Genomic DNA, 11,111 nt, shown 5'->3' on the forward strand with positions numbered 1-11,111 from the left:
TGCTAAGACTGGCTTAGAGTGAGGAACAGTGATCCCCGTCACCAGGGGGATCGATCGGAAAGGATCACAGCAATGAGCGCCGAGCAGGACACGGCCCAGGGAGCCGAGCAGACCTTCCCTCCGAGCAAGGAGTTCGTGGAGAACGCCCGGTACGGCCAGGAGTTCGTGGACTCGGGCAGGGACCCGGAGACGTTCTGGGCGGACGCGGCCCGGTCCGTCGTGACCTGGGACAAGGAGTTCACCCAGACGCTGGACTTCTCTGACGCGCCCTTCGCCCGCTGGTTCGCGGACGGCACGCTCAACGCCGCGTACAACGCGCTGGACCGCCACGTCGAGGCGGGCAACGGGGATCGCGTGGCCATCCACTTCGAGGGCGAGCCGGGCGACTCCCGCTCCTACACGTACGCGGACCTCACCCGCGAGGTGAAGAAGGCCGCCAACGCCTTCGCGGAGCTCGGCGTGGAGAAGGGGGACCGCGTGGCGGTCTACCTGCCGATGATCCCGGAGGCCGTCATCACGATGCTCGCGTGCGCCCGCCTCGGCGCCGCGCACAGCGTGGTCTTCGGCGGCTTCTCGCCGGACGCGTTCCGCCAGCGGGTCGACGACGCCGAGGCCAAGCTCGTCGTCACCGCGGACGGCTCCTACCGCCGCGGACAGGCCACCCGCCTCAAGCCCACCGTGGACAAGGCCCTCGAGAAGCCGAGGCACACGGTGAAGAACGTCGTCGTCGTGAAGCGCAACGGCGAGGACGTCCCGTTCAACCCGGACCTCGACCTCTGGTGGCACGAGACCGTGGACAAGGCCTCCGAGGAGCACACCGCCGAGGCCTTCGAGGCGGAGAACCCGCTCTTCATCCTCTACACCTCCGGCACCACCGGAAAGCCGAAGGGCATCCTCCACACCACGGGCGGCTACCTCGTCCAGGGCGCGCAGACCTTCCAGGCCACGTTCGACCTCAAGCCGGAGACCGACGTCTTCTGGTGCACCGCGGACATCGGCTGGGTCACGGGCCACACGTACGTGGCGTACGCGCCGCTCGTCTCGGGCGCCACGCAGGTCATGTACGAGGGCACGCCGGACACGCCGCACAAGGGCCGCTTCTGGGAGATCGTCCAGAAGTACAAGGTCACCACCCTCTACACGGCGCCCACGGCCATCCGCACGTTCATGAAGTGGGGCGAGGAGATCCCCGCCGAGTACGACCTCAGCTCCCTCCGCCTCCTCGGCTCCGTGGGCGAGTCCATCAACCCGGAGGCCTGGCTCTGGTACCACCGGGTCATCGGCGCCGGCCGCTGCCCCATCGTGGACACCTGGTGGCAGACCGAGACCGGCTCCCAGATGCTCACCCCGCTGCCGGGCGTCAACGCGCTCAAGCCGGGCTCGGCGCAGCAGCCGTTCCCGGGCATCGAGCTGGACGTGGTGGACGAGATGGGCGAGTCCCTGCCCAACGGCCAGTCCGGCTTCCTCGTGGTGCGCAAGCCGTGGCCGTCCATGCTCCGCGGCATCTGGGGCGATCCCGAGCGCTACAAGAACACCTACTGGTCCCGCTTCGAGAACATGTACTTCGCGGGCGACGGCGCCAAGCGCGACGACGACGGCGACATCTGGCTGCTCGGCCGCGTGGACGACGTCATGAACGTGTCCGGGCACCGCCTGTCCTCCACCGAGATCGAGTCCGCGCTCGTGGGCCACCCGTATGTGGCCGAGGCCGCGGTCATCGGCGCCAAGGACGAGACCACGGGCGAGGCCGTCGTCGCGTTCGTCATGCTCCAGGACGAGGGCGAGGAGGCCGTGAAGAACGGCGAGGACGTGCAGGCCGTCCTGCGCGCCCACGTGGGCCAGGAGATCGGGCCGATCGCCAAGCCGCGCAACGTCCTCGTGGCACCGGAGCTGCCGAAGACCCGCTCCGGCAAGATCATGCGCCGCCTCCTCAAGGACGTGGCGGAGGGCCGCGAGGTCGGCGACACGATGACCCTCGCGGACCCGAGCGTCATGCAGCAGATCGCCGCGGACATGCGGGACAAGCAGAAGTAGAGGCCCTCTCCTTTTCCTTCCCGCTTGTGCACCTGCCGGCCCCGGCAGATGCACCCGCTTGTGCACCCGCCTCTGTTGCTTGTGCACCCGGATCGTTCGGTTTTCCAGCCGATTTCCGAACGATCCGGGTGCACAAGGCTGTCCAGGCCTCTGAACACGCCCTAGCTCAAGCACGCCTCACCCCGCCTCCCTCGGGAGTGACCGTCCCACCCGCTTGTGCACCCGCCTCCGCTGCTTGTGCACCCTCTCTTGTCAGGATTCAGGCCGATTCCTGACAACAGAGGGTGCACAAGGCTGTCCAGGCCTCTCAACCCCTACTGCTCCACCGCCCGCGGGCGCACCTGCCCTTCCCGCGTGCGCGCCTGCCTCTCTCGCTCGTGTCCCCCTCCCGCGTTATGCACCCGGATCGTTCGGTTTTCAGGGCTGAATCCGAACGATCCGGGTGCATAACGCGGTTCAGGCCTCTGAACACGCCTCAGCTCAAGCCCGCCTCAGCCCGCCTCCCCCGCCCAGGCCCGCACAGCGCCCGCCCCGGACCGCACGGCACCCCTGCTCCGGCCCCGCACAGATCCCGTGATCCGGTCCGACGCCCCCGTTCCAGCCCCGAACCCCCCGGGCGATACGCTGAGGGCATGGAGCGCATCGCCGTCCTCAACGGACCCAACCTCAACCTCCTCGGCACCCGCGAGCCCGAGGTCTACGGGACCCAGACCCTCGCCGACATCGAGGCCCTGTGCCGCGAGGCCGGGCAGGCGACCGGCGTCGAGATCGAGTTCATGCAGTCCAACCACGAGGGCGAGCTCATCGACGCGATCCACGCCGCCCGGGACGCCAAGGGCATCGTCATCAACGCCGGCGCCTACACCCACACCTCTGTAGCCCTGCGGGACGCGCTGAGCGGTGTGCCCGCCCCCGCCGTCGAGGTCCACCTCAGCAACACCCACGCCCGCGAGGAGTTCCGGCACCATTCCTTCCTCTCCCCCGTGGTCCGCGCCGTCATTCTGGGCGCGGGGGCGCAGGGCTACCGGTTCGCGATCGAGCTGCTCGCGGGCGAGTAGCGGACGAGGTCCCTGGCAGCCAGCGGAAGGGCACTGCCCCCGCTTCACCTGTGACTTCTCACTCAATGTGAACGTTTCAGGGTGTAGGAAGCCGCCAGGCCTTTCCTTGCACAGATGTGCGGACTATCTTTGTCTCCATCGGCGACATTCCAGGGAAGGCAGGCGTTGTGACGAGCGTCTTTGACGTGGCTGCGGACATCACAGAGCGAGCAGGCGGCTCCATCGAAGCACTCAAGCTGCAGAAGCTATGCTTCTACTCTTTCGGATGGCACGCCCACCTCACGGCACAGCCCCTGTTCCCTGAGACGTTCTACGCCCTGCGGCTCGGGCCTGTGGTCGGAGAGCTCCTGCACGCACACTCCGGTCAGCGGCAAGTAGACGGTTCCACGATCTCGGCGCATCGGAAAACCGCTGACGAGCCCCCGCAGGCACTGGACGAGTACACGAAGGATGTGCTGGGCGCCGTCTGGAAGGCATACGGGAGCGCCTCGAGCTCACAGCTTGTCAGGCTCACCCACACCGAGAGCGCCTGGTCTGATGCCTGGAAGTCCCGAGGAGCCTCGCAGCGGGGAGAGCTGCCCCATGCGGACCTGATCTCCTACTTCCTCGCCCGGGAGCCGCGCCCAGACGAAGGACTCGAGCTGCCTCCTCCAGCGGTCTTCCGCGTCTCACCCACCGCCCTCGTACAGCTGGAAAAGCAGGAGGGGCCGCACCTCCGCTTCGCAGACGCTGTTCGCGCATACGGCTCTGCACTGTGAACAACGAGGCTCTGAACCGTGTATTGGCAGAGAAGGGGCTTCAGCTGCGAGCGCTGGACGAGGACCACTGCCTCGAAGCATTCGACTGCGGACAGGACCCCCGAATGACGGACTGGTTCTGTTCGACGGCGCATCGCTGGCAGCAGGAGGACCTCTGCCGCGTGTGGGTCATCTCACCCCTTGACAATGAGTCAAAGCCGTTGGGCTTCTTCACGCTCTCAGCCGCACAGATCATCCCAGCACAAGTGGCACGATCGGAAAGGGCCGCCCATTCGGCCAACAGGCCGTGGGCCAACGCCCTCCAGGGTGCGTTCCCGGCACTCCTCTTGGGAAAGTTCGCACTGGACCAGGACGTTCAGGGGAGCGGCTTGGGGGCGATGCTGATGCTGGGCGCCTTTGCGAAACACGTCCAGGCCTCTGACGCGGCAGGGATCAAATTCCTGATCCTCAATGTGCGCGAGGAACGGCTGGTCTCCTACTACTGCACCGAGTACGGCTTCATCGCTTCCACCTCAACCGCCACAGACCCTGTGCGGACTGCCTCGCAGTCCTCCCGAAGGCGCCAGAGCGTCACGCCCATCGAGAAGAAGAGCATCTCCACTCCGCTGTATCGCTCCACCGCGGCGATCCGGGCCGACCTGAACGCGGTCCTGGAACCGTAACGGCCCCTCCCCTACCCCCGCACGCAGGTGCCGTCGCTGACGGGCTCGGTGAGGTGCGGCGCCTGGTCGATGACGGGCCGCAGCTCGTCCATGGTCAGCGCGTAGCCCACGTTCGCCTGAGACGTGGACTTGGCGAAGACGGCGCCCACCACCTCGCCGTCGAGGTTGACGAGCGGACCGCCCGAGTTGCCCTGCTCCACGTTGCCGGAGAGGGAGTACACCTGGACCCCGTGCCGCGTGGCGCCGTCCTCGCCGCTGACGGCGATGTTCGTGAGCCCCTGGACCGCGGCCGCCCGGATCGCGAGCGGACCGCCGAGCGGGTACCCGAGGAACGCGGCGGACTGCCCGGATGCGGCGCCGGAGCTCAGCTTGAGCGGCTGCGCCTCGAGCCCGTCCGTGGCCACCACGGCCAGGTCCTTGACGGGGTTGTAGTACACCACCCGCCCCTGCACGGCCTCCGCCCCCGGGATCTCCACCACCACGTCCTGGACGCCGGCTACGACGTGCGCGTTGGTCACCACCCGGTCCTTCGCGACGACGAACCCGGAGCCGTACTGCGACTGCGAGCACTGCGCGGCCACGCCGCTCACGCGGACCGTGGAGGCGCTCGCCGCCTTGACCGCGTCCGTCTGAGCGGAGGAGTCCGCGCCGGCCCGGACGCTGCCCGGCAGGACGCGGCCGTGGATCTTGGGCAGGTTCTCGGCGATGGCCGGCGAGCGGAGCTGGGCGAAGAGGGACTGAACCGCGGCCGGGGTGTGCTTCTGGATGGTCTGCAGCACCGGCGAGGCGGAGACGGCCCTGGTCACGGAGCTCATGCCGAGCGAGTTCGCGCCGAACACGAGCATCGAGATGAAGAGGATGGACATGGCGAAGTGCAGCGCCGCTCCCCCGATCCCGTCGAGGAGGCGGACGGGCCGCCACGGGAACGCACCGCGGACCGCGTGCCCCACCCTGGCGCCCAGGCTGGAGAACAGGGAGAGGAGCAGGACCACGAGCACCACAACCACGATGAGGCGCAGCGACTGCGAGTCGATCTTCGAGGCCGCCCACGGCGCCGCCGTGAGCGAGGCGGCGATGCCCACGACCAGCCCCATGAGCGCTCCGCCCGCCGTGAGCAGGCCCCGGCGGTACCCGGCCAGCACCACGAGGGCGATGCCGAGGATCACTGCGCCGTCGAGGAGCGTCACGTGGTTCATGGGTGCGTCACCGGGCCTTTCCGAGCGCCGTCGGGGTCCAGGCGCCTCCCCAACTCTGACAGTCTTGCCCGCCCGTTCGCTGAACGAAGGCAGGAAAAAACCTTCACCCCCGTGTGTGACGGGTTCAACTCGCCCGCGGAATCAGGCAGAATGAAAAGGAATTGATCCGCGTGGCCGCCGCGCTGGCGGGCCCTCTGTGAGAGCCCGAGCCCCCGACCGGCCATGAAGCCAGCCATCCCTTCAAGGAGAAGTCATGGAACTCGAGGTCCTGCGCCGCGCTCCGCTCTTCGCGTCCCTCGGTGACGACGCATTCCACCTGCTCACCAAGGAGCTCGCAGAGGTCAACCTGAGCCGCGGCTCCTCCCTCTTCAAGGAAGGGGATCAGGGCGAGGAGCTCTACTTCATCGTCTCCGGCAAGGTGAAGCTCGGCCGCAAGGCGCCGGACGGCCGCGAGAACCTGCTCGCCGTCCTCGGCCCGGGCGAGCTCTTCGGCGAGATGGCCCTCTTCGACCCGAGCCCCCGCACGGCCACCGCCACGGCCGTCTCCGAGACGCGCCTCGTGGGGCTCAAGCACTCGAACCTCCGGGACGTCCTCCAGACCCGCCCCGAGGTCTCCATGCAGCTGCTCCAGGCGCTCGCCCGCCGCCTGCGCCGCACCAACGAGTCCCTCGCGGACCTCGTCTTCTCGGACGTCCCCGGCCGCGTGGCCAAGGCGCTCCTGGACCTCGCGGACCGCTTCGGCCGCCCGGCCCCGGACGGCATCCTCGTCCCGCACGAGCTCACGCAGGAGGAGCTCGCGCAGCTCGTCGGCGCCTCCCGCGAGACGGTGAACAAGGCCCTCGCCGAGTTCGTCCAGCGCGGCTGGCTGCGGCTCGAGGCGCGCGCCGTCGTCATCCTGGACCTCAACCGCCTGCGCGGCCGCTCGCGCTGACGCACGCGGGCTGACCCGCCGAGCCCGCGCTCGGCCGGCACAGACAGAGGAAGGGCCCCGGCTGGTCACCAGCCTGGGCCCTTCCTCTGTCTCGGGGCGATCCCCGGGGCGCGTCGCCGCCCCGAGACTCGGGCTCGCCGCTACTCGAACTCGACGACGAGCTCCACCTCGACCGGCGCGTCGAGCGGGAGGACGGCGACGCCGACGGCGCTGCGGGCGTGCACGCCGCGGTCGCCCAGGACCTCGCCCAGGAGGTTGCTGGCGCCGTTGACCACGTGCGGCTGCATCGTGAAGGAGACGTCGGAGGCCACGAAGCCCACGACCTTGACGACGCGCTTGATGCGGTCCAGATCGCCGATGACGGACTTGACCGCGGCGAGGGCGTTGAGCGCGCACGTGGCAGCGAGCTTCGCAGCGGTCTCCTGGTCCACCTCGGCGCCGACCTTGCCGGTGGCCTCGAGCGAGCCGTCCACGAACGGCAACTGGCCCGCCGTGTAGACATGGGTGCCGGAGATCACGGCCGGGACGTAGCTGGCCACCGGCGCGGAGACCTCGGGAAGGGTGTAGCCGAGCTCGGAGAGCTTCTGTTCAACGGAGGCTGAGGGCACTGTTTTCTCCTTGGATCAGGGGGTGCGGGGGCGGGGCGGCTACTGCTTGGGGCGCTTGAAATAGGCCACGAGCCCCTTGCCGTCCGGGCCGGGGACGACGGCGACGAGCTCCCACCCCTCAGAGCCGAAGTTGTCCAGGATCTGCTTGGTGGTGTGGATGAGCAGCGGTGCGGTCAGATATTCCCAGGTGGTCATAGTCCTTCAGCGTAGTCGCGCTTGTAGACTTGTGCCTATGGCTTCAGCGAACCGGGGCACGAAGAGTCCTCTCCTCAACACGGCCACCACGCTCGGGAAGTTCTTCTCGTTCCTCCTCGTGAGCGTGGTCTGCGGCGTCCTCACCGCGGGCCTCCTCGTCCCCCTGGTCGCGGCGGCCGGCACAGGCGCGAGCCGGTCCATCCAGTTCTTCGACGACCTTCCGGCGGAGTTCTCCCCGCAGAAGCTCTCCCAGGCCTCCCGCATCGAGTCGAGTGACGGCAAGCTGATCGCCGAGATGTACTCGGAGAACCGCGTTCCGGTGAAGCTGAACCAGATCAGCCCCAACATGACCAACGCCCTGCTGGCCATTGAGGATGACCGCTTCTACCACCACGGCGGCGTGGACCCCAAGGGCATCGCGGCGGCCCTCTTCTCCAACTCCACGAGCGGAACGTCCCGCGGCGCCTCGACGCTGACGCAGCAGTACGTGACCAACGTGCTCAACGACATCCGCATCTCCAACGGCGAGACGCCCACGTTCAACGGCTCCAAGACCATCCTCGACAAGCTCCAGGAGGTCCGCTACGCCGTCTCCGTGGAGAAGAAGATGAGCAAGGACCAGATCCTCGAGGGCTACCTCAACGTGGTCCAGTTCAACGGCCGCGCGTACGGCGTGGAGGCCGCGAGCCAGTACTTCTTCGGCAAGCCCGCCAAGGACCTCAACGTCCAGGAGGGCGCACTGCTCGCGGGCATCGTCAACGGCCCGTCCGTGTATGACCCGATCGCCCACCCGAAGGCCTCCAAGAAGCGCCGGGACATCGTGCTGCACCGCATGCTGGAGACCAAGCGCATCACCCAGGCGCAGTACAACGAGGCCGTGAAGGCGCCCATCGAGCTCAAGGTGACGCCGCGCTCCCAGGGCTGCTACGGCTCCAAGATGGCCCCGTACTTCTGCCAGTGGGTCACGTACCAGTTCCTCGCGGACCCCGCCTACGGCAAGACCGTGGCCGAGCGCAAGAAGCTCCTGGACCGCGGCGGCCTGACCATCAAGACCACGCTGGACTCCCGCCTCCAGGGCCAGGCCCAGAACGCCATCAACGGCACGGCGGACGTCAAGCGGACGGACCCGGACGTGGGCCACTCGCTCGTCTCGGTGCAGCCGGGCACGGGCCGCGTGCTCGCCATGGCGCAGAACACCAACTTCGGCGGGGCGCAGGATGACCCCACCTCCACGGACCTCAACTTCAACGTGGACTCCAACATCAACGGAGACCCGGCCAGCCCGGGCGGCGGCGCCGGCGGCTTCCAGCCCGGCTCCACGTACAAGCCCTTCACCTTCACGGAGTGGCTCGCCGAGGGCCACTCGATGAACGAGATCGTGGACGGCTCCCGCAAGACCTACGGCGTGGGAGACCAGTCCTTCGGCGGCTCCTGCTTCGCCAACGGGAAGTACACCATCCTGGACCAGTGGTCGCCGCAGAACTACGGCAACGAGAACTACGGCAGCTTCTCGGCCCTCTACGGCCTCGCCCGCTCGCTCAACACCATCACGTTCGCCACCGCCGCCAAGGTGGACCTCTGCAAGATCCAGGCCACGGCGCGCAAGATGGGCATCCACAAGGGGGACAGCACGGACCAGAACCGCGATGCCCTCAGCGAGCAGCCCTCGGCCCTCCTCGGCACGGACAACATCGCGCCGATCACGATGGCCAACGCCTACGCCACCTGGAACAACAACGGCAAGCTCTGCCAGAACCTGGTGTTCGACTCGATCACGGACCCCTCGGGCAAGAAATACCCCGTCCCGTCCAAGAAGTGCGAGCAGGTCATCCCGGCGGATCTGGCCCACGGCACGCTCTACGCCCAGCAGCAGGTCATGAAGAACGGCTCCGGCCGCGGCAAGCAGCTGGACGTGCCGAGCGCGGGCAAGACCGGTACCAATGACTTCCGGTCCCAGACCTGGTTCATCGGCTCGACCACGGGCCTCACCACCGCCGTCTGGCTCGGCAACTACAAGGAGTCCTCGACCTCCATCGCGGACAAGAGCATCAACGGCCGCACGGATCCGGAGCTGGACGGCTCGGGCCTCGCGGGCACCACGTGGCAGGCGTTCATGAAGCAGGCCTCGCCGCTCTACCCGCACGGGGACTTCCCGAACCCGCCCGCCAACATGGTCAACGATCCGCGCTGGCCCACCCTGGCCCGGAACCAGATCCAGTGACGGTGACCGCTCCCAAGGCCCTCGCCCTGACCGCGCTCTCCGCGGTTGCGGCGGGGGCCGCGGTCTTCGCCGCCGCCGTCGTCGAGACCCGTCGCTTCACCGTCCGCACCGAGACCGTCCCCGTCCTGCCGGAGGGCGCGGAGCCCATCCGCATCCTGCAGCTCTCGGACATCCACTTCGTCCCCGGCCAGGATTCCAAGGCCGCGTGGCTCGCCGCCCTGGGCCGCCTTGAGCCGGACCTCATCCTCAACACCGGGGACAACCTCTCCCACATGGGCGCGGTTCCCCCGCTCGTCCGCGCGCTGGCCGAGCTGCCGCGCGTGGGCGGCTTCTACGTGCCGGGGTCCAACGACTACTACCCGCCCAAGCTCAAGAACCCCTTCCGCTACCTCCGCGGTCCGTCCAAGGCGCCCAGGGAGCGGGAGGCGGAGCTGCCGTGGCGCGAGCTCTTCTCCGCGTTCCGGATGCTCGGCTGGGACTCGCTGACCAACCGCCGCGCCTCGGTCACGCTCAAGGGCACCCGCGTCGAGTTCTCCGGCGTCGACGACCCTCACCTCGGCCTCGAGGACGTCCAGGGCTTCGGGGATCCGGAGGCCCAGGTCCGCATCGGCGTCCTCCACGCGCCCTACGTCCGGGTGCTGGACCGGCTCGCCCTCGCCGGGGCCGACCTCCTCATCGCCGGCCACACCCACGGCGGCCAGGTCTGCCTGCCGGGCGGACGCGCCCTCGTCTCCAACTGCGACCTCCCGCCCCAGCTCGCCCGCGGCCTCAGCCAGTGGCCCCCGGCCGGGCCCGCCGTGACCGCCTCCCCCGCCTCCGCCGCTTCCTCGAACCCACCGGTCTCTCCAACCGCTGCGCCTGTCTCCCCCGCCCCCGGCGCCGCAGCCTCTCCCGTTTCAGCGCCCACCGCTTCCGCCCCTGAGCACGACGACGCCGGCCGCGCCACCCCCTCCCAGCCCGTCCGCCGGATCCCGCTCAACGTGTCCGCCGGCCTGGGCCAGTCCCGGTTCGCCCCGGTCCGCCTCTTCTGCCGCCCGGAAGCTGTGGTCCTGGACCTGGTCCCGCGCGCCTGACTGCGCCCGCGGCCTCCGCTCACGGCCTGGCCGAACCGCCGCCCCGGCCTGACCGAGTCCATCTCTCCGCCAAGCCACTCCTCCCCACACCCCCATTCCTTATGCACCCTCTGGTGTCAGGATTTGCCGCGAATCCTGACACCAGAGGGTGCACAACTCGTCCTACCGGGTGCGCAAGGAAAAGAACCGGGTGCACAAGCCGCTGAGACCTCTTGAACCTCCGGGTGAGGCCCGGCGGATCCCAAGCGCAACCGCGCACGAGGGCATGCGAGGGCGGGTAGCCCAGGACCGGGCCCAGGAGACAGGCCAGCCCAGACCCGTTCAGGCCCGTTCTCCGCCTTGAACACCCGGATCGTTCGGTTCAAGCCCCGAAAA

The 11,111-nt window shown here is 68.7% G+C and carries 10 protein-coding genes; 7 read left to right on the plus strand and 3 right to left on the minus strand.

The window, feature by feature from the left end; all coding sequences use genetic code 11:
- The first annotated feature begins 72 nt into the window (after positions 1–72).
- From acs to H9I38_RS09470, 4 genes are all read left to right on the plus strand, one after another.
- A complete protein-coding gene (gene acs, locus H9I38_RS09455) occupies positions 73–2,034 on the plus strand; it encodes an acetate--CoA ligase (protein ID WP_226338577.1) in 1,962 nt (653 codons plus the stop codon).
- 632 nt (positions 2,035–2,666) lie between these two features.
- Entirely contained in the window at positions 2,667–3,092 is a 426-nt protein-coding gene (gene aroQ / locus H9I38_RS09460) for a type II 3-dehydroquinate dehydratase (protein WP_226338578.1), read from the plus strand.
- A 167-nt stretch (positions 3,093–3,259) separates the two neighbouring features.
- Positions 3,260–3,850, plus strand: coding sequence for a Panacea domain-containing protein (locus tag H9I38_RS09465; protein ID WP_226338579.1), 591 nt, complete (start codon positions 3,260–3,262; stop codon positions 3,848–3,850).
- Positions 3,847–4,512 (plus strand): hypothetical protein, encoded by a 666-nt coding sequence (locus H9I38_RS09470; RefSeq protein ID WP_226338580.1) that lies wholly within the window; start codon positions 3,847–3,849, stop codon positions 4,510–4,512. Before H9I38_RS09465 ends, H9I38_RS09470 begins: the two co-directional genes overlap by 4 nt.
- Positions 4,513–4,523: 11 nt before the next feature.
- Here the strand turns inward: H9I38_RS09470 and H9I38_RS09475 are convergent, their stop codons facing one another.
- Positions 4,524–5,708, minus strand: coding sequence for a MarP family serine protease (locus H9I38_RS09475; protein ID WP_226338581.1), 1,185 nt, complete (start codon positions 5,706–5,708; stop codon positions 4,524–4,526).
- Between the two features lie 253 nt (positions 5,709–5,961).
- On the opposite strand from H9I38_RS09475, the gene H9I38_RS09480 reads away from it, so the two are divergent.
- Positions 5,962–6,639 (plus strand): Crp/Fnr family transcriptional regulator, encoded by a 678-nt coding sequence (locus tag H9I38_RS09480; RefSeq protein ID WP_226338582.1) that lies wholly within the window; start codon positions 5,962–5,964, stop codon positions 6,637–6,639.
- A gap of 140 nt (positions 6,640–6,779) precedes the next feature.
- Here H9I38_RS09480 and H9I38_RS09485 read toward each other — a convergent pair whose 3' ends face one another.
- Both H9I38_RS09485 and H9I38_RS09490 read right to left on the minus strand, forming a co-directional pair.
- Positions 6,780–7,247: a RidA family protein gene (locus H9I38_RS09485; protein WP_226338583.1), complete on the minus strand. Its 468-nt coding sequence runs from the start codon at positions 7,245–7,247 to the stop codon at positions 6,780–6,782.
- 39 nt (positions 7,248–7,286) lie between these two features.
- Positions 7,287–7,442: a DUF4177 domain-containing protein gene (locus tag H9I38_RS09490; protein WP_226338584.1), complete on the minus strand. Its 156-nt coding sequence runs from the start codon at positions 7,440–7,442 to the stop codon at positions 7,287–7,289.
- Positions 7,443–7,479: 37 nt separating this feature from the next.
- On the opposite strand from H9I38_RS09490, the gene H9I38_RS09495 reads away from it, so the two are divergent.
- Together H9I38_RS09495 and H9I38_RS09500 are read left to right on the plus strand one after the other, a co-directional pair.
- Positions 7,480–9,663, plus strand: a complete 2,184-nt coding sequence (locus tag H9I38_RS09495) for a transglycosylase domain-containing protein (RefSeq protein ID WP_226338585.1) — start codon at positions 7,480–7,482, stop codon at positions 9,661–9,663.
- Between the two features lie 2 nt (positions 9,664–9,665).
- On the plus strand, positions 9,666–10,736 hold the full coding sequence (locus tag H9I38_RS09500) for a metallophosphoesterase (protein ID WP_226338586.1): 1,071 nt from the start codon (positions 9,666–9,668) through the stop codon (positions 10,734–10,736).
- Positions 10,737–11,111: the final 375 nt, after the last annotated feature.

This window comes from Arthrobacter sp. UM1, assembly GCF_020483305.1.
In the GTDB taxonomy this organism is placed as follows: domain Bacteria; phylum Actinomycetota; class Actinomycetes; order Actinomycetales; family Micrococcaceae; genus Falsarthrobacter.

What these genes read in the sequence shown, in the direction of transcription:
- acs (WP_226338577.1), top strand. Translation starts at nt 73, where the DNA reads ATGAGCGCCGAGCAGGACACGGCCCAGGGAGCCGAGCAGACCTTCCCT.
- aroQ (WP_226338578.1), top strand. Translation starts at nt 2,667, where the DNA reads ATGGAGCGCATCGCCGTCCTCAACGGACCCAACCTCAACCTCCTCGGC.
- H9I38_RS09475 (WP_226338581.1), bottom strand. Translation starts at nt 5,708, where the DNA reads ATGAACCACGTGACGCTCCTCGACGGCGCAGTGATCCTCGGCATCGCC.
- H9I38_RS09480 (WP_226338582.1), top strand. Translation starts at nt 5,962, where the DNA reads ATGGAACTCGAGGTCCTGCGCCGCGCTCCGCTCTTCGCGTCCCTCGGT.
- H9I38_RS09490 (WP_226338584.1), bottom strand. Translation starts at nt 7,442, where the DNA reads ATGACCACCTGGGAATATCTGACCGCACCGCTGCTCATCCACACCACC.
- H9I38_RS09495 (WP_226338585.1), top strand. Translation starts at nt 7,480, where the DNA reads ATGGCTTCAGCGAACCGGGGCACGAAGAGTCCTCTCCTCAACACGGCC.